Raw genomic sequence first — 18,435 nt, forward strand, 5'->3', positions numbered from 1 at the left:
CTCAGGTGGAGGTTGGCATGGCGATCACGCTCGAACACCCGGAATCGGCCAGGCAAACCCTCGAGCCCGGCGATCTGTCCTCGCGCGCTGCCGCCGAGGCCTACGTCGGCGGTGTCTGCTTCAAGCTGGGGCCACCGACGCTGATCGGCGCCGAGCTCGAGTGGCTCACCGTGCAGGGTGAGTGTTCGGCGTCCGGGCCCGCCGCGGCCCCCCGCCCGCAGCTGTCGGCTCTCGCAGCCGCGCTCGGACCGCACGCACCGCGGTCCATCGCCCCCGATTCGCCTGCGCTACCGCTGCCAGGGGGTAGCCGGGTCACCCTCGAACCCGGCGGTCAGATCGAACTCTCCAGCGCACCGTATGCCACCGCCGCCGAGCTGTGCGAGCGTCTGATCGGCGACGCCCGCCTGCTGCGCGAGCTGCTCGAAACCCGGTGCATCCGAACACTTTCCCTCTCCGCCGATGCCGACCGCCGCCCGAAGCGGGTGTTGCAGTTGCCCCGCTACCGCGCGATGGAGCAGTCCTTCGGCGGAATCGGCCCCTTCGGCAAGCTGATGATGTGCAACACCGCGGCCACCCAGGTCAGCGTCGACGCGGGCGCCGACCGCGCCGAGGTCACCGCCAGATGGACCGCGCTGTACGCCATGGGCCCTGCCCTGGTGGCCGCCTTCGCCTGTTCGCCCGCACTCCGCGGCGCGCCCGAAGGCACGTGGGCCTCCCAGCGGATGCGCGCCTGGCTGCGCCTGGACAACGCAAGGACCCGTCCGCCGGTGCAGGAATGGTCCGATCCGGTGACCGCGTACGCCCGCTGGGCGCTGGACGTGCCGCTGCTGTGCGTCCGCAGACCAGACGCGTCGTCGGACGGCAACGGTGTCGGCTGGACGGCCCCGCCGGGCGCGACCTTCGCCGACTGGCTGTCCGGCGCGCTGGACGACGAGATCGGCCGCCGCCCCGACACCGCCGACCTCGACTACCACCTGACGACCCTGTTCCCGCAGGTCCGCGCTTCGGGTCACCTGGAGGTCCGCTACCTGGACGCGCAGCCTGGCGACACCTGGACGGTCCCGGTGCACGCGTTCGACGCGCTGCTGTCCGCGCCCGCCGTCGTCGCCGAGGCGACCGCGCTCGCCGCGCCCGTCGCGGGCAGGTGGTTGCAGGCGGCCCGCTACGGCCTGGTCGACACGGAGATCAGGAAGGTCGCCGTCGAGCTGCTTGCCCTCGCCGCCGCGCACGCTCGCACGCCGTCGGCGGCCCGCGAACTCGACGACGCCTCGCAACGATGTCGCGGCGGCCGCACCCCGGCAGACACCCGGGTGGAGGCCGCGTCGTGAAGCCTGCGGCAGCGCGGAACAAGCACGCGCACAGCACCATTCGGCGAGGCCGCGGCACATCCCGCCGCGCAGCGCTGACGACCACTACCGCCCGGAGAGCGTTACCGTGACCACTTTCGCCCCCACCGATCATTCCGGCACCGAGCGGCTCCGCGAGCGAATCGCCGAGGTGCTCACCACCGCACGCACCAGGACGCACGGCCTGACCGACGTCGTCGACGAGGCCGAACTCGTCGCCCAGCATTCCCGCCTGATGAGCCCGCTGGTCTGGGACCTCGCGCACATCGGCAACCAGGAGGAGCTGTGGCTGGTCCGCGACGTGGGCGGACGCGATCCCGTTCGCGCCGATATCGACTCCCTCTACGACGCCTTCAAACACGCGCGGGCCAACCGCCCAGGGCTGCCGCTGCTCAATCCCACCGAGGCGCGTGGCTACGTCGGCACCGTCCGCGACAAGGTGCTCGACGTGCTCGACAGCAGCGCGCTGCGCGGAAACCCCTTGGTGGACGGCGGTTTCGCGTTCGGCATGATCGCCCAGCACGAACAGCAGCACGACGAGACCATGCTGGCCACGCACCAGTTGCGAACCGGCGCAGCGGTACTCGCCGCGCCGAGCGCGCCCGCCGCCGCGGTCCCGGTCTTCGGCGAGGTGATCATCCCGGCGGGCGAGTTCACCATGGGCACCTCCACCGATCCGTGGGCGCTGGACAACGAACGCCCCGCGCACCGGGTCCACGTGCCCGCCTTCGCGATCGACGCCGCGCCGATCGCCAACGAGCAGTACCTCGCCTTCATCGAGGACGGCGGCTACGAACGCCCCGAACTGTGGTCCGAGCGCGGCTGGGCGCACCGCACCGAGGCCGGTCTGGTGGCGCCCGAGTTCTGGGACCGCGATCCGGCCGGACGCTGGTGGCGGCGGGTCTTCGGTGTGATGACCCCGTTGCGTCCGCGTCAGCCGGTGCTGCACGTCTGCTGGTTCGAGGCCGAGGCCTACGCGAACTGGGCGGGCAAGCGACTGCCCACCGAAGCCGAGTGGGAGAAGGCCGCGCGGTACGACCCGGACACCGGCGCCGAACGCCGCTACCCGTGGGGCGATGCCGAACCCGACTCCGCCACGGCCAATCTCGGACAGCGCCATCTCGAACCGGCCGAGGTGGGCGCGTACCCGGCGGGCGCGTCGCCCTCGGGTGTGCACCAGCTGATCGGCGACGTCTGGGAGTGGACGTCCTCGGGCTTCGAGGCCTACCCCGGCTTCCGCGCGTTCCCGTACAAGGAGTACTCCGAGGTGTTCTTCGGCGGCGACTATCGCGTGCTGCGGGGCGGTTCGTTCGGCACCGATCCGGTCGCCTGCCGCGGCACCTTCCGCAACTGGGACCATCCGATCCGCCGGCAGATCTTCTCCGGTTTCCGCCTCGCCCGCGACCTCGGGCGGGACGAAATCTGATGTGTCGGCACCTGGGCTATGTCGGCCCGCCGACGTCCGTCGGCGAATTGCTCACTCGCGGTACACATTCCCTACGCACGCAGGCGTGGGCGCCCAAGGAGATGCGCGGCGGCGGCACCATCAACGCCGATGGTTTCGGTGTCGCGTGGTGGCGCGACGGTGCCTGCGGCGCGCCGCAGGCCAGCCGCTATCGCAACCCCGACCCGATCTGGACCGATCCGGCGGTGGAAGAGGTTCTGCCCCAGCTCGTTTCGGGAGCGGTGCTCGGCTCGATCCGCTCGGCCACCGTCGGGATGCCCGTCGAACGGGCCGCGTGCGCGCCCTTCGTCGACGGGCGCTGGGCGTTCAGTCACAACGGCGCGATACCGGAGTGGCGTCGGGTGCTCACCGCGGTCACCTCGGACCTCGACGTGGCCGCGACCCGCGCGGGCGCGACCCGGCTTTTCGAGACCGCCCGGCTGCTGGAGGCCGAAGCGGCGACCGATTCCGCGGCCCTGTGGGTGCTGCTGCGAGACCTGTTGCGCTCCACCGACTCCGGCGACTACGCGAAGACACCGGCGACCGCGTTGCGGTTGCTGGTCGACGCCGTGCTCCGGCACATGCCGACGGCCCGGCTCAACCTGCTGATCGGCGACGGCGAACAGGTGTGGGCCACCACGGTGCACCACGCGCTGTCCGCGTTCGTCACCGACGACGTCGCCATCCTCTCCTCCGAACCGTACGACGACGATCCGCGCTGGCAGCCGATTCCCGACCGGAAACTGGTGTCCGCCAGGCCCGGGGTGCTCTCGATCGAAGAGCTGACCCCGCCCGATACCGAAAGGTCCACGCCATGACCGCACCGACGCTGGAAGTCCATCTCTCCGACGAGGATCTCACGACGGCACTGCGGGCCGACGCCAGGCGCGGGCTCACCGCCGATCCGAAGTGGTTGCCGCCCAAATGGTTCTACGACGCTCGCGGCAGCGAACTGTTCGAGCGCATCACCGAACTACCCGAGTACTACCCGACGCGCACCGAACGCGCCCTGCTGGAACGGGTGGTCGGCGAGATCGCGCGGATCGCGCAAGCCGAAGTCCTCGTCGAACTCGGCGCGGGCTCGGCCCACAAGACCCGCCTGCTGCTCTCCGCGTTGACCGCCGAAGGGCCGCTGAAGACCTATGTGCCGCAGGATGTCTCGTCGGCGGCGCTGAGCGCGGCGGCCGAACAGGTCGCCGCGGAGTTCCCCGCGCTCGGTGTGCACGGCGTGGTCAGCGATTTCACCGACACCCTGCGCAATCTGCCGCGCGGCGGCCGCCGGATGATCGCCTTCCTCGGCGGCACCATCGGCAATCTGGTGCCCGACGAGCGCGCCGAATTCCTCGCGGGCATCCGGGAGGTGCTCGAGCCGGGCGAGCGGCTGTTGCTCGGCGCCGGGCTGGTCATCGATCCGGACGTGCTCGTTCCCGCCTACGACGACGCGGCCGGGGTCACCGCCGAGTTCAACCGAAACGTCCTGCACGTGCTCAACCACCGCCTGCGGGCGAACTTCGATCCTGAGAAGTTCGAGCACGTCGCGCTGTGGGACGCCGAGCGCGAGTGGATCGAGATGCGCCTCGCGGCGACCGAGGACATGACGGTCACCGTCGCCGACCTCGACCTCACGGTGCACTTCGCGCGCGGCGAGCGGTTGCGCACGGAGATCTCGGCGAAGTTCCGCGTCGACGGGCTGGATACCGAACTCGCCGCCGCCGGCTTCCGCGCCGAGCGGGTGTGGACCGACGACGACGATCGATTCGCCCTGGTGCTCGCGGCACGGATCTAGACGCCGCACGTCGTCGCCGGGCTGCGCTGGCTGGCCGTGTCTCCGCCCGGCGGACTCCAGCTATGCGTTCGGGGTCATGCGCCGTCCGCCTCTGCTGGATTCCGCGTTTGCCGGGCGACGCGCGATGGGCCGGGCAGCGCGGGATTCCGTCTTCGCCCGGTGACGCGCGTCGGTCTCGGTCCGCCAGCGCCGGAAGTCGTCTACGCGTTGGCCGGTCCGACGATCGAGGTCAGCCGATCGATGAACGGACGCATCGTCTCCCACGCCTTGCGGACCTCCTTGGCCGCGCGCGGCGTCTCCAGCCATTCGGGTGCGCCGAACTGGCGGCTCGCGGTCAGGGATTTGTGCCGCAGCAGGTCGATGCGCGGGTGGTCGGCCTCGTAGCCCTTGGGCTTGGTCTTCAGCTTGTCGCCGCCGATGGTGAACCCCGCCTTGGTCAGTTTCGCGAGGATCTTCTCCAGCTCCGGGCCGCGCACGTCGTCATCGATCGCGGCGCGCAGTTGCGCGACCTGGGCGGGGGTGCCGGAATAGAAGCCGCCGCCGACGAACAACCCGGCGGCGCTGATCTGCACGTACCAGCCGACGCCCGGCGCGGTGCCGACCACCGCGCCCTGCGCCGTCTTGTACGGGGACTTGTCCTTGGCGAAGCGCACATCCCGGTAGGGACGGAAGATCTTCGCGGTCCCGAAGTCGGCTTCCAACTCCGCGGTCAGCGCGACCATCGGCGCTTTCACCGCGTCCTCGTACACCGACTTGTGCGCGTTCCAGAACGCCTTGGAGTTGTCGGCCTCCAAGTCCTCGTAGAAATCGAGCCCGGCCAACGGAAATCCACCGAAACCACTCATGACCGAGAACTTACGGCTGGCCACCGACTCAATTCTGGTTGGGGACGACGTCGGTGTTGAACACCACGAAACTCAGGATGAGCCCGATGACCAGCGCCGCGCCCGCGGCGATGGCGGCCCACCGACCGAGCGGCTCCCCCTTGTTGTGGCCGAGGATGCCGAACACGATGCCCGCGGGGCCGAACAGGATCGGGCACAGGAACAGCGCGAGCGCCGCGCACACGAATCCGATGATCGACATCGTCTGGGTGCCGGGCTTCCTCGGCTGTTCGGCGCCGAAGGGTTGCCCCTGCTGCGGATACGACGGATAGCCGCCCTGCCCTTGCGGATACGCGCCGCCGTACTGCGGCTGTCCGTACGGCTGCGCCGCGGGGTAGTCGGCCTGGTCGGAGGTCGAGTACGAGGACGGGCCACCGGGCGGATATCCGGGTTGTCCGTACTGTCCGCCGGGATACGGCTGCTCGCCGCCGGGATAGCCGGACTGCCCACCCGCCGCATAGCCGGGCTGTCCCGGCGCGCCGGGCTGCTCGCCCGAGGGATAGCTGGCAGGACCCGCGCCGGGGTAGCCGGGTTGTCCGCCGAACGGATACTCGGGTTGGCCCGCCCCCGGCTGATTCCATCCCTCCGGTCCCGTCGACTGCGGTGCCGAGCCGGTCACCGGTGGTTCGGTCGCGCTACCGGACGCCGAGGACTCCCCACCGCCCGAGGTCGCCGGGGATTCGCTCGCCGCGTCGGTCTCGCGCGGGGTCTGCGTCGGCTCGCCGGGGACCGGCTGGGCGGAGGCGGGAGTCGCCCATTCGGTGCCCGTCGGCTCGGGTTCCCGCGGCTTCTTCGACAGCGACGCCCCCGATTCCTGCCCCGACTGCGGCGCGCTGCCGGTCAGCGGTTCCTCGGGCGACTCGTCGGGATTCTTCGGTGTGGTCATCAGCGGCCTCCTGGTCGTAGTCAACCCCCGGGTACCACGTGGTTCGAGCTTTAACGTTCCAGATCGGAATCGTCGACGATCTCCATCGCCGCCTCTTCGGCGGGCAGGGTGGAATCGTCCACGTCCTCGGCGCGCTGACCGCGCCGGGTCCAGCGCTCGTCGAGATCCTCACCGATGCCGAGCCTGCCGTCGTCCTCGCTCTCCCGATCGCGGATGGTGAGGTTCTCCGGCGGATTCTCGATGTAGCGCTCGTACTCGCGGATCTCGTCTTCTTGCTCGTCGTCTCCCATGTCCATGTCCAGCGGGTCACGGTTCATGGGTCCCAGTATCGTCCTGTCGACACCGGGGCGGAGGTAACTCGACGCCGCGAATTCGCGGATCCGCCGAGTCCGTACCTACGACGAGAAGCTCGCTATTCCGACGAAGAAGACGACCAGCAGGATCGCAAGCACCAACACCACGGCGTTGGCGATGGCCGCCCATTTGCCGAGCGATTCGTTCTTGGAGTGCCCGACGAAACCGAGGATGATGCCCGCGGGTCCGGTGAGCAGGATGGGGAAGAAGCAGAATCCGGCACCGAGCACGCTGAGCCCGAGGCAGACGAAGCTGATGATCGACAGCGTTTGCGTCTGGGTCGGCGTGTACGGCCCCGCCGGGTACGGCGAGTAGCCGCCGCCCGGCGCGGCGGGATAACCAGGAGCGGCCGGATAACCCGAGGCGGCCGGATAACCCGGTGCGGCAGGGTAACCCGGTGCGGCAGGGTAACCGGGCGCCGCGGGGTAAGCGGGCGGGGAGGCGGGCGCCGCGGGGTAGGCGGGCGGCGCGTTGTACGGACTCGGCTGCTGCGGGTAGCCCCCGGGCGGCGTGCCCGCCGGAGCGCCGTCGAGCGGCGGATACCCGTAGACACCACCCGCCGGATATTGCGGAGCCGAGGGCGGCTGATAGGCGGGCGCTTCCGGCGGCTGATAGACCGGCGCCTCGGGAAGACTCGGCGAACCAGGTTGGTACACCTGCGTTTCCGGCGCGGTGCCGGAACCGTACGCCTGCCCAGGCTGGTAGACCTGCGTCTCCGGCGCCGTGCTCGGTGGCTGGTAGACCTGCGTCTCCGGCGCCGTGCTCGGCGGATGGTAGACCTGGGTCTCCGCCGACCGGCGATCGTCCTGCGCGCCAGACTTGCCGATGTCGATGCCGGGTCGCGGTTCTTGCGGCGTGGTCATGGCGATGCCCCCCTCTACGTGTTCGATTGCCCCACATGGGTATCACGTTCGCCCTGCCAACTCCAGCGCGGGCTCGGCAGGCGCACCGGCCGCCGAAACGACAGCGGCCCGGGCGCTGAGCCCGGGCCGCTGTCGTTATCGAAGTATCACGCGTTGCCGTTGAACAGCCCGGTGACCGAACCGTTCTCGAAGACCTCGCGGATGGTGCGCGCCAGCAGCGGCGCGATGGACAGCACCGTCAGCTGCGGGAACTTCTTGTCCTCGGTGATCGGCAGCGTGTTGGTGACCACGACCTCGCGCGCGCCGCAGGCGGCGAGGCGCTCGGCGGCCGGGTTGGACAGCACGCCGTGCGTCGCCGCGATGACGACGTCGCCCGCGCCCGCCTCGCGCAGCACGCGCACGGCCTCGGCGATGGTGCCACCGGTGTCGATCATGTCGTCGATCAGGATGCAGGTGCGGCCGTCGACGTCACCGACCGGACGGTGCGACTTCACCTGGTTCGGGACCAGCGGGTCGCGGGTCTTGTGGATGAACGCCACCGGCGCGCCGTCCAGCGCGTCGGCCCACTTCTCGGCGACCTTCACGCGGCCCGCGTCGGGCGAGACGACGGTGATGTTCTCCAGGCTGTAGTTGGCGCGCACGTGCTCGGAAAGCTGGAACAGCGCGTGCATGTGGTCGACGGGGCCGTCGAAGAAGCCCTGAATCTGGTCGGTGTGCAGGTCGACGGTGATGATGCGGTCGGCGCCCGCGGTCTTCAGCATGTCGGCGACCAGGCGGGCCGAGATCGGCTCGCGGCCGCGGTGCTTCTTGTCCTGCCGCGCGTACGGGTAGAACGGCAGCACCGCGGTGATCCGCTTGGCCGAACCGCGCTTGAGCGCGTCGATCATGATGAGCTGTTCCATCAGCCACTGGTTCACCGGCGCCGGGAAGCTCTGCAGCACGAAGGCGTCCGAACCGCGGACGGATTCCTCGAAGCGAACGAAGGTCTCGCCGTTGGCGAAGTCGCGCGCGATCTGGGGCGTGACGTGGACGTCGAGTTCCTTGGCGACCTGCTCGGCCAGCTCAGGATGGGAGCGTCCCGCGAAGAGCATCAGGTTCTTCTGGTTATCGATCCATGACGCGGTCACTGCTGTTTGCCATCCTTTTGCTCGATTGCCTGACCCGACATCTCGTCGGCCGCGATGGCTGCCGCCGCCGCGATCGCCGCCGCGGTCCCCGGCCGGTACCGCTGCACCCAGTTCTCAATATTGCGCTGTGCTCCACCCGACACCGCGAGCGCCCCCGGTGGAACGTTTCTGCGCAGTACAGTACCCGCCGCCGTATAGGCGCCGTCACCCACGGTCACCGGCGCGACGAACATGGTGTCGCTGCCGGTGCGGACATGCGAGCCGACCACGGTGTGGTGTTTGCGCACGCCGTCGTAGTTGACGAAGACGCTGGAAGCGCCGATGTTGCTGTGTTCGCCGATCGTCGCGTCACCCACGTAGGTGAGGTGCGGCACCTTGGAGTGCGCGCCGATGGTGGCGTTCTTGGTCTCGACGAAGGCGCCGAGCTTGCCGGAATCGCCGACCACGGTGCCCGGTCGCAGATAGCTGAACGGTCCGATGGCCGCGCCGGGTCCGACGGTGGACTGCTCGCCGTGTGTGCGCACCACCTTCGCGCCGTCGCCGACCAGCACGTCGGTCAGCGTGCTGTCCGGCCCGATCTCGGCGTCCTCGCCGATGACCGTCGCGCCGAGCAGCTGCACGCCGGGCCGCAGCACCGCGTCCCTGCCGATCCGCACGCTCGCGTCCACCCAGGTGGTGGCCGGATCCATGATGGTGACACCGGCCCGCATGTGGCGTTCCAGGATGTAGCGGTTCAGGGTTCGAGCGGCCTGCGAGAGCTGCACCCGATCGTTGACGCCGGTGACCTTGGCCGCGTCGACCAGGCGGGCGCCGTGCACCGGATGCCCGGCCTCGCGCGCCAGGCGCAGCACGTCGGTGAGATACAGCTCGTGCTGGGCGTTCGCGGTGGACAGCCTGCCGATCATGGTGCGCAGCACCGCGGCGTCGAACGCGTACACGCCGGAGTTGACCTCGTTGATCGCGGCCTGCTCCGGGGTGGCGTCGGCGTGCTCGACGATCTCGACGACCTGACCGTCCCGATCCCGGATGATCCGGCCGTAGCCGTTCGGGTCGTCCGGGACGAAGGTCAGCACGGTGACCGCGGAGCGCTCGGTGTAGCTGCGATGCTCGTCGAGCAGCGCGGCCAGCGTGTGTCCGTCGAGCAGCGGTACGTCGGCGGAGGTGACGAGCAGATCGCCGGTGAAGTCCTCGGGCAGCGAGCGCAGCGCGCACTGGACCGCGTGGCCGGTGCCGAGCTGCTCCTCTTGGAGGGCGGGGGTGATGTCGCGGCCGAGTTCGGCGGCCACTTCGGCGACCGCGGCGCCGACTTGCTCTCTGTCGTGGCCCACCACCGTGATGAGGTGCGCGGGGTCGATCTCGTTCGCCGCATGCAGCGCGTGCGCGAGCATGCTCCGGCCGGCCAGCGAATGCAGAACTTTGGGGGTCTTCGACCGCATTCGCGTCCCGGCTCCGGCGGCGAGAACGACGACGGCGGTCTGCTGTGGCATGGATCTCCCTCGGCTGCCTGTCATCGTGCTGGCTATGAGTGCTTGGTCAGCGATGTGCGGGGCCAACGATAGTCACCGTGCCGGTGTGCTCCGCCGCCAGGACTCGAACCTGAACTATCTGAACCAAAATCAGAGGTGCTGCCATTACACTACGGCGGATTGCCACACCGGCGGATCAAGGAAACCGCCGCTGTGCCTCGGCACGGGTTGAATCCTCGCACGAAGACCCGTCTCACGTCGAACCGATCCCACCCACGCGCGCGTTAGCACGGTCGTCGGCGGGTCGGCGGGCCCGGGGGACTCCGCTGTCTGGAACAGTTGTCGTTTGACGGTAAGGTTCTGCGCGAGGGCCAGGTACCTGCCGGACGCCCGACACAACGACTGATTTCGCAAGAACATGGACAACTCGCCCGGAACGCCCGGCACCGAGCACAGCCCGCTCGGTGGGCAGGCGCGGAACCGGCGAGGCGCTCTGGACCGGCGACATGACACGGAGAGGCGGAACAGTGTGTCTCGTCCGCGGATGACGGGAACCCAACGGCGCCAGCAGTTGATCGAGATCGGTAGGGCGCTGTTCGCGGAACGCGGCTACGACGCGACCTCGATCGAGGAGATCGCGCAGCGAGCCCAGGTCTCCAAACCCGTGGTGTACGAACACTTCGGCGGCAAAGAGGGGCTCTACGCGGTGGTCGTCGACCGCGAGATGTCGATGCTGCTGGACATGATCACGTCCTCGCTCACACAGAACCGTTCGCGGGTGCGGCTCGAGCAGGTCGCGCTCGCGCTGCTCACCTACATCGAGGAGCGCACCGACGGGTTCCGGATCCTGGTGCGCGACCAGGTCGCGACCACCGACGACGGTCGCTACTCCAGCCTGCTCAACGAGGCGGTCAACCAGGTCGCGCACATCCTGGCCGGTGACTTCGAGCGGCGCGATTTCGACACCAGCCTGGCGACTCTCTACGCGCAGGGTCTGGTGGGTATGGTCTCCACGGCCGCGACGTGGTGGCTGGACGTGCGCGAACCACCCAAAGAGGTTGTGGCAGCGCATCTGGTGAATCTCTGCTGGAACGGTCTGAGCCACTTGGAGGCCGATCCGCAGTTGGTTTCCGAATGGCGCGCGGGCACGTCGGATTGACCGGTTGTTAACCAGCGAATTGCGATGGAGGCTCGGCCGAATGCTCGAATTGACTGTCGTGTGCCCACCTGGTGGTACGGTTCACCCATCCTCTGGGTGCTGTTCGGGCGGTATGTCGGTCTTACTTCGGGATGTCGGTCTACTTCAGGATGGCTGGTTTTAGGGATGACAGGCGGATCTGATGGCTAGGCAAGCGCGCGCGGAGATCACCCGCGATTACGTCCTTGCGGGCGCTGCCGATGTCTTTCTGCGCTTGGGATATGCGAACGCGAGCCTGAGCGAGATCATCGCGCAGTCCAACGTGACCAAGGGCGCCTTGTACTTTCACTTCGGTTCGAAGGAAGAACTGGCGCGCGCCGTCGTCGATCAGGGCAACGAGCGACTGATCAGCTCGTGCCAGGGTTTCTTCGATCCTCGGGTGCCCGCGCTGGAGGCGTGCATCGGCATCACCTACGTGGTGGCGGACCTATCGATGAACGACCCGATGGTCGGCGCCATGCTCAAGCTCACCCACCAGATCGGCGACTACCGCGGCGCCCAGGGCGACAACATCGCCAAGACCTGGGGCGATACGTATCGCCTTCTGGCCGAACGTGCCATCGCCCAAGGCGATCTGGAGTCCGACCTCGATCCCGAGGTCGTCGGCCTGCTGCTGCAGGAGGTTACCGCCGGCGTGCACATCGTCGCGGTCGGCACCGAGTCGATGGACCAGATGGCCACCCGGATGGAACGTGCCTGGTACTTCCTGCTTCCGTCCATCGTGCCGACGGAAAAGCTTTCGTACTTCCGCGAATTCGCCGCGCGACGGTTGCGCCGCTACGTGCCGTAGGGCGGGAAAGCGCGGGCGCGCAACGGGTTCAGCGGATCAGCGCCGCCAATCGTGCTGTAATCGGCTCTGGTACACCACGATCGGCTCGGTCGCGTTGTGTACGAATCCCGAACTCGGCGACGGGGTACCGGCCCGCACGACGAGCGCGGCGAGTGATCGTTCGCCGCGGTTCTCGCAGTCCAGTGACAGCACGTCGAGCAGGCCGCCGAGTTTCCGGTAGGGATACAACCCGCCGATCGCCCGGGACAATCCCTTGTAGGTAATGGTCTGTCCGGTGATCGCGACGGCGATCAACGCGGCTCGCGCCCTGATCGCCGCCGACAGCATCCGATCATCGACCACGACGGGGTCGTCCGGACGCCACGGAAATGTCAGCCGGTCGCCGACAGCGAAGGTCATCAATGCTGGGTCGTTGTCTCGTATGGGCACATGATGGGTGTCGTCGCGAGGTGGCGCGGTGTTGCGGCTGCCGACTCGATTCCGGCCCACCTCCGTCCGGCGCGCGAGCCGGGAGCGAACACAACCCCGCGAACCTGAGCATGTCGGCGCGCAAATAGACTCAGCTGGCCGCTCGAAACGCCCGCCTGAGCTCAGGAGTTATCGATGTCCACCCACCGTCCACCACTGGCAGGACTGGTCGCGGCGGCCGGGGCGGATACCGCGCTGCGTACGGTCGCCGACCTGATCGGGAAGTCGTCGGTCGAGATGGTGGCGCCGTCGGCGGTGCGGCCGTTCGTCGCGGCGACGGTGGCGGCCAAACGCCCGCTGGTCGTGGTGACCGCGACCGGCCGCGAAGCCGACGATCTGACCGTCGAGCTGCAGGAAATGCTCGGCGAGACAGTCGCGCAGTTCCCCTCCTGGGAGACGCTGCCGCACGAGCGGCTTTCGCCGGGCGCCGACACGGTCGGGCGCAGGCTGGAGGTACTGCGCAGGCTCGCGCATCCCGAAGATCCGGTGTTCCCGGAGCCGCTGCGCGTGGTGGTGACCACCGTGCGTTCGCTGATGCAGCCGATGGCGGCCGGTCTCGGTGACATCGAGCCGATCGTGCTGCGGGTCGGCGCGGAGTTCGATTTCGACGAATTGCTCGTTCGCCTGGTGGAATTCGCCTATACCCGGGTGGACATGGTGGGCAAGCGCGGCGAGTTCGCGGTGCGCGGCGGCATCCTCGATCTGTTCCCGCCGACCGCCGACCATCCGGTGCGTGTCGAGTTCTGGGGCGACGAGGTGACCGAGCTGCGGCCGTTCGCGGTCGCCGACCAGCGGTCGATCGGCGATCTCGAGGTGGAGGTCGTCGTCGCGCCGCCCTGTCGCGAGCTGCTGCTCACCCCCGAGGTGCGGGCGCGAGCGGCGGAGGTTGCCGAGGCGAACGCGGCCGACGCGGCGCTGGTGGAGATGCTGGAGAAGCTGGCCGAGGGCATCCCGGTGGACGGCATGGAGGCGTTGCTTCCGGTGTTGCAGCCCGGTGAGCTGCGGCTGCTGACCGAGCAACTGGCCGAGGGCACGCACGTGCTGCTGTGCGATCCGGAGAAGATCCGCACCCGAGCCGCCGACCTGGTGCGCACCGGCGAAGAGTTCCTGGAGGCGTCCTGGACGGCGGCCTCGTTCGGTGGCGCCGCGCCGCTGGGCGGGCACGGCCTCGATCTGGCGGCCTCCTCGTACCGCGCGCTGCCGGTGATCCGCGAGAGCGCCGACCGGCACGGGCTGCCGTGGTGGAGTCTGAGCCCGCTGGAGTCGGGTGATCCGGCCGAGGTCGTGCTTCCGGTGCTGGCCGGACCCGCTGCGCGCGGCTCCGACGAGCTGGTGGCGACAATCTTCGCGTCACTGCGCGCGCACGTGGCGACCGGCGGTCGCGCCGTTGTCGTCGTGGCCGGTCACGGCACCGCGCAGCGCGTGCTGGAGCGACTGGCCGACGCGGAGGTGCCCGCCGCGGCGCTGGACGCGGGCGCCGAACCCAACCCCGGCGTGGTCGGCGTGCTGTGCGGCTCGCTGCACGACGGTCTGGTGTTCGACAACGCCGGGCTGGTCGTGGTCGCCGAGTCGGATCTGACCGGTAACCGCGTCACCGCGCCCGCCGAAGGCAAACGGCTGCCCGCCAAGCGGCGCAACCAGGTGGACCCGCTCGCCCTCAACGCCGGCGACATGGTGGTGCACGATCAGCACGGCATCGGCCGGTTCGTGGAGATGATCGAGCGCACCGTCGGCGGCGCGCGCCGGGAGTACTTGGTCATCGAGTACGCGCCGAGCAAGCGGGGCCAGCCCGGGGACCGGCTGTTCGTGCCGATGGAGTCGCTGGATCAGCTGTCGCGCTACGTCGGCGGCGAGATGCCGAGCCTGTCCAAGCTGGGCGGCTCCGACTGGGCGAACACGAAACGCAAGGCGCGCAAGGCCGTTCGCGAGATCGCCGGCGAGCTGGTGCAGCTCTACGCCGCGCGGCAGGCGGCGCCGGGTCACGCGTTCGGCCCGGATACGCCGTGGCAGCAGGAGATGGAGGACGCCTTCGCGTTCACCGAGACGGTCGACCAGATGACCGCGATCGCCGAGGTCAAGGCGGACATGGAGAAGGCGGTCCCGATGGACCGCGTGGTCTGCGGTGACGTCGGCTACGGCAAGACCGAGATCGCGGTGCGCGCGGCGTTCAAGGCGGTGCAGGACGGCAAACAGGTGGTCGTGCTTGTGCCGACGACGCTGCTCGCGCAGCAGCACCTCCAGACCTTCACCGAGCGCGTCGCCGGATTCCCGGTAACCGTGAAGGGCCTGTCCCGGTTCACCGACCCGGCCGAATCGCGGGCGGTGCTCGAGGGCATGGCCGACGGCGCGGTCGACGTCGTGGTCGGCACCCACCGCCTGCTCCAGACGGGCGTGCGGTGGAAGGACCTCGGCCTGGTGATCGTCGACGAGGAGCAGCGCTTCGGCGTCGAGCACAAGGAGCACATCAAGGCGCTGCGCACGCACGTCGACGTGTTGACCATGTCGGCGACCCCGATCCCGCGCACCCTGGAGATGAGCCTGGCCGGCATCCGCGAGATGTCGACCATCCTGACCCCGCCCGAGGAACGGCACCCGGTGCTCACCTACGTGGGCGGCTACAACGACAAGCAGGTCACCGCCGCCATCCGCCGCGAGCTGCTGCGCGACGGCCAGGTTTTCTACGTGCACAACCGGGTGTCCTCGATCGACAAGGCGGCCAAGCGAATTCGCGATCTGGTGCCGGAGGCGCGGGTGGTCGTCGCGCACGGTCAGATGAACGAGGACATGCTCGAGCAGACCGTGCAGGGCTTCTGGCAGCGCGAGTTCGATGTGCTGGTCTGCACCACCATCATCGAGACCGGCCTCGACATCTCCAACGCCAACACCTTGATCGTGGAACGCGCCGACGCCCTTGGCCTTTCGCAGCTGCATCAGTTGCGCGGTCGCGTCGGGCGCAGCAGGGAGCGCGGCTACGCCTACTTCCTGTATCCGCCGGAGAAGCCGCTCACCGAGACCGCCTACGACCGGCTGGCCACCATCGCGCAGAACTCCGATCTCGGCGCGGGCATGGCGGTGGCCATGAAGGACCTGGAGATCCGCGGCGCGGGCAATGTGCTCGGCGCCGAGCAGTCCGGTCACGTCGCGGGCGTCGGTTTCGACCTGTACGTGCGCCTGGTCGGCGAGGCGGTGGAGGCGTATCGGGCCGCCGCGGATGGCAAGCCGATCACCACCGAAGAGGTCAAGGAGGTGCGCATCGACCTCCCCGTCGACGCGCACATCCCGCCCGACTACATCGCCAGCGATCGGCTGCGCCTGGAGGCGTACCGCAAACTGGCTGCCGCCCAAGATGATCCGGCGCTCGCCGCGGTGGTGGAGGAGCTGGTCGACCGCTACGGTCCGCTGCCCGTCGAGGTGGGTCGTCTGGTGTCGGTGGCGAAGCTGCGTTTGGTCGCGCGGGAGTACGGCGTCACCGAGATCGCCGTCACCGGAACGACTTTGAAGGTTTCGCCGCTGCTGAACCTGCCCGACTCCAAGCAGTTGCGGTTGAAGCGGCTGTATCCGAGCGCGGGCTACAAGGCGGCGAGCGGTGTCGTCCAGTTGCCACTGCCACGGGTCGAGGACAGTGTCGGCGCGGAGCGGGTTCGCGACGTGCGGTTGTTGCAGTTCGTCGCCGATCTGCTGCTCGCGCTGGACGGAAAGGCCCAGGGGGCAGTGGATCTCACGGTGGACACCGAGGCGACGGCGGCTCGATGAGTGAGGGCACCGAATCGCGGGGCGACGGTCCTGGAGCCGACGTCGCACTGGTGGCGGCCGGATTGACGGGAGCCGTCGAGGTCATGGACCGGCTGTGGAGTTTCGGCGGCTGGGAGGTCACCCAGACCCACGACTCGCTGCGCCCCTACCTGCTGGAAGAGACCTACGAACTGCTCGACGCCATCCAGCACGACGACGCCGACACCATCAAGGAGGAGCTCGGCGACCTGCTGCTCCAGGTGCTCTTCCACTCCCGAATCGCTGAAGCCGCAGGCGAATTCACCGTTGATGATGTCGCAGCCGCATTGGTTGCCAAGCTCGTCAATCGGAGCCCGCACCTGATCGATTCCGGCATCGCGCCCGACGCCACCGTCGAGGAGAAGATCGCCGCCCAGGAACGCGCCTGGGAGGAACGCAAGTCCGCCGAGAAATCCCGCCGCTCCTGCCTCGACGGCATCGCCATGGCCCAACCCGCCCTCGCCCTCGCCGAGAAGATCATCTCCCGCAGCACCCGCGCGGGCCTCCCCGACGACCTCGTCCCCACCGACCTGCGCGTCGTCCACCTCGGCGGCCCCGACAGCGCAGAAGAACGCCTCCGCAAAGCCACCCTCGCCTTCGCCGCCACCATCCGCGCCGCGGAAGACGCCGCCGAATCCACCCGCGGCACCCGCACCCCCCTCACCCCCACCGACTGGCGCCACTTCTGGCCGCGCTGAGGAAGCGCCGAAGGGAATCGCCGCGGGTGAATTCGCGGTGCGGCGGGGGCTCGGCGCGTAGCGTTGGGCGGGTCGTTGGCGGCTGGTTGGGGTGCGCCGGTGCCCCTCGAGCGGGAGGTGTCGGATGCTGAGTGTGTTCTCGTCGCCCGGGCACTATGTGCAGGGGCGTGACGCCACGGCGGCGTTGGGGGAGGAGTTGCGCCGGTTGGGGATCGACGGGCCGGTGTTGATCGTGGCGGGGAGTAGTGCGCGGCGGTTGCTTTCCTCGGCGTGGGAGCGGTCGTTGGGGGAGGCGAAGATCGAGTATTCGGTGCATCCCTCCGGAGGGGAGTGCAGCAGAGCGGAGATCGGACGGATCACCGACGCCGTGCGGGCGAGCGGCAGTGCGGCGGTGCTCGGCGCCGGGGGCGGGAAGGTGATCGATTCGGCGCGGGCGGTGGCCGACGATCTGGGCCTGCCGATGATCAGCTGCCCGACCACCGCGTCGAGCGACGCGCCGTGCAGCGCGCTGTCGGTGATCTACACGGACGCGGGCGAATTCGAGGCGTACCAGCTGGTGCGCCGCAATCCCGCACTGGTGCTGGTGGATACCTCGGCCATCGCGCAAGCGCCAGCGCGGCTGCTCGTCGCAGGCATGGGCGACGCGCTCGCCACCTGGTTCGAGGCGCGCACCTGTCTCGCCGGACACGTGCGCAACATGCGCGGCGGCGCGTCCACCCGCAGCGCCGGTGCGCTCGCCGAATTGTGTTACCGCACTTTGCTCTCCGACGGACCGCAGGCGTTGGCCGCAGTGCACACCCGGACCGTCACCCCGGCCCTGGAACGCATCGTCGAGGCCAATACCTTGCTCTCCGGGCTCGGCTTCGAATCCTCCGGCCTCGCGGCCGCGCACGCGGTGCACAACGGTCTCACCGCCGCACCCCAGACCCACCCGTTCCTGCACGGCGAGAAGGTCGCCTTCGGCGTGCTCACCCAGCTGGTGCTGGAAGGCGCGCCCGCCGACGAGATCGACACCGTCCTCGACTTCTGCGACCACATCGGCCTGCCGACCTCCCTCGCCGACCTCGGCCTCGCCGACGCGGACCGGGAAACCTTGTCCGCCATTGCGACTCGCGCCACCGCCCCGGGCGAGACGATCCACAACGAGCCGTTCGCGGTGGACGCCGCGATGGTGCTCGACGCTCTGTGCGCCGCAGACGCTCTCGGCGGCCGCTGACCTGCTCCGCCGGCGGCCGACCGAGCGGCGTTGGGCAGCAGCTGATTTGGCGGTGGACACTCGTCGGCGTGGGGGCCGCGGTGGCGAATCACCGACCGGCGCTCGCCGACGGCCGGTCCGAACGGGCGCCGTCGGCGG

16 protein-coding genes and 1 tRNA gene are annotated in these 18,435 nt (G+C 69.3%); 9 read left to right on the forward strand and 8 right to left on the reverse strand.

Features of this window, described 5'->3' with window-relative positions:
* The first annotated feature begins 17 nt into the window (after window positions 1–17).
* From egtA to egtD, 4 genes are all read left to right on the forward strand, one after another.
* Complete coding sequence (gene egtA, locus NAM01S_RS13295) at window positions 18–1,328, forward strand: ergothioneine biosynthesis glutamate--cysteine ligase EgtA (RefSeq protein WP_067784830.1); 1,311 nt, start codon at window positions 18–20, stop codon at window positions 1,326–1,328.
* Window positions 1,329–1,434: 106 nt separating this feature from the next.
* Window positions 1,435–2,772: an ergothioneine biosynthesis protein EgtB gene (gene egtB / locus NAM01S_RS13300; protein ID WP_067784471.1), complete on the forward strand. Its 1,338-nt coding sequence runs from the start codon at window positions 1,435–1,437 to the stop codon at window positions 2,770–2,772.
* The gene (egtC, locus tag NAM01S_RS13305; protein ID WP_067784474.1) at window positions 2,772–3,608 is read left to right on the forward strand and encodes an ergothioneine biosynthesis protein EgtC; all 837 of its coding nucleotides are present in this window, start codon (window positions 2,772–2,774) and stop codon (window positions 3,606–3,608) included. The genes egtB and egtC overlap by 1 nt, the downstream gene beginning before the upstream one ends.
* On the forward strand, window positions 3,605–4,576 hold the full coding sequence (gene egtD / locus NAM01S_RS13310) for an L-histidine N(alpha)-methyltransferase (RefSeq protein WP_067784477.1): 972 nt from the start codon (window positions 3,605–3,607) through the stop codon (window positions 4,574–4,576). Before egtC ends, egtD begins: the two co-directional genes overlap by 4 nt.
* Window positions 4,577–4,776: 200 nt before the next feature.
* Here egtD and NAM01S_RS13315 read toward each other — a convergent pair whose 3' ends face one another.
* The 7 genes from NAM01S_RS13315 to NAM01S_RS13345 all read right to left on the reverse strand — a co-directional run bounded on the left by NAM01S_RS13315 (window position 4,777) and on the right by NAM01S_RS13345 (window position 10,336).
* Window positions 4,777–5,421: a DUF2461 domain-containing protein gene (locus NAM01S_RS13315; RefSeq protein WP_067784480.1), complete on the reverse strand. Its 645-nt coding sequence runs from the start codon at window positions 5,419–5,421 to the stop codon at window positions 4,777–4,779.
* Window positions 5,422–5,449: 28 nt separating this feature from the next.
* Entirely contained in the window at window positions 5,450–6,346 is an 897-nt protein-coding gene (locus tag NAM01S_RS13320; protein WP_067784483.1) for a DUF4190 domain-containing protein, read from the reverse strand.
* A gap of 50 nt (window positions 6,347–6,396) precedes the next feature.
* Entirely contained in the window at window positions 6,397–6,663 is a 267-nt protein-coding gene (locus NAM01S_RS13325; protein ID WP_067784487.1) for a hypothetical protein, read from the reverse strand.
* A gap of 78 nt (window positions 6,664–6,741) precedes the next feature.
* Complete coding sequence (locus NAM01S_RS13330) at window positions 6,742–7,563, reverse strand: hypothetical protein (RefSeq protein WP_067784490.1); 822 nt, start codon at window positions 7,561–7,563, stop codon at window positions 6,742–6,744.
* A 146-nt stretch (window positions 7,564–7,709) separates the two neighbouring features.
* Window positions 7,710–8,690 (reverse strand): ribose-phosphate diphosphokinase, encoded by a 981-nt coding sequence (locus NAM01S_RS13335; RefSeq protein ID WP_067784493.1) that lies wholly within the window; start codon window positions 8,688–8,690, stop codon window positions 7,710–7,712.
* Window positions 8,687–10,177 carry a bifunctional UDP-N-acetylglucosamine diphosphorylase/glucosamine-1-phosphate N-acetyltransferase GlmU gene (gene glmU, locus NAM01S_RS13340; RefSeq protein WP_067784496.1) on the reverse strand — a complete coding sequence of 497 codons (1,491 nt, stop codon included), beginning with the start codon at window positions 10,175–10,177 and terminating at the stop codon, window positions 8,687–8,689. Before glmU ends, NAM01S_RS13335 begins: the two co-directional genes overlap by 4 nt.
* 88 nt (window positions 10,178–10,265) lie before the next feature.
* A tRNA-Gln gene (locus NAM01S_RS13345) sits at window positions 10,266–10,336 on the reverse strand.
* Between the two features lie 364 nt (window positions 10,337–10,700).
* On the opposite strand from NAM01S_RS13345, the gene NAM01S_RS13350 reads away from it, so the two are divergent.
* Both NAM01S_RS13350 and NAM01S_RS13355 read left to right on the forward strand, forming a co-directional pair.
* Window positions 10,701–11,315 carry a TetR/AcrR family transcriptional regulator gene (locus NAM01S_RS13350; protein ID WP_067784498.1) on the forward strand — a complete coding sequence of 205 codons (615 nt, stop codon included), beginning with the start codon at window positions 10,701–10,703 and terminating at the stop codon, window positions 11,313–11,315.
* Between the two features lie 181 nt (window positions 11,316–11,496).
* Entirely contained in the window at window positions 11,497–12,144 is a 648-nt protein-coding gene (locus NAM01S_RS13355) for a TetR family transcriptional regulator (protein WP_067784501.1), read from the forward strand.
* A gap of 36 nt (window positions 12,145–12,180) precedes the next feature.
* Here the strand turns inward: NAM01S_RS13355 and NAM01S_RS13360 are convergent, their stop codons facing one another.
* A complete protein-coding gene (locus NAM01S_RS13360) occupies window positions 12,181–12,543 on the reverse strand; it encodes a hypothetical protein (protein WP_067784504.1) in 363 nt (120 codons plus the stop codon).
* A gap of 204 nt (window positions 12,544–12,747) precedes the next feature.
* Here NAM01S_RS13360 and mfd point away from each other — a divergent pair, with 204 nt between their 5' ends.
* From mfd to NAM01S_RS13375, 3 genes are all read left to right on the forward strand, one after another.
* On the forward strand, window positions 12,748–16,365 hold the full coding sequence (gene mfd / locus NAM01S_RS13365; RefSeq protein ID WP_067784507.1) for a transcription-repair coupling factor: 3,618 nt from the start codon (window positions 12,748–12,750) through the stop codon (window positions 16,363–16,365).
* Window positions 16,362–17,081, forward strand: coding sequence for a nucleoside triphosphate pyrophosphohydrolase (locus NAM01S_RS13370; protein ID WP_067784510.1), 720 nt, complete (start codon window positions 16,362–16,364; stop codon window positions 17,079–17,081). Before mfd ends, NAM01S_RS13370 begins: the two co-directional genes overlap by 4 nt.
* A gap of 124 nt (window positions 17,082–17,205) precedes the next feature.
* A complete protein-coding gene (locus NAM01S_RS13375; RefSeq protein WP_067784513.1) occupies window positions 17,206–18,297 on the forward strand; it encodes a glycerol dehydrogenase in 1,092 nt (363 codons plus the stop codon).
* The last annotated feature ends 138 nt before the right edge of the window (window positions 18,298–18,435 follow it).

The organism is Nocardia amikacinitolerans NBRC 108937, assembly GCF_001612615.1.
GTDB lineage: Bacteria > Actinomycetota > Actinomycetes > Mycobacteriales > Mycobacteriaceae > Nocardia > Nocardia amikacinitolerans.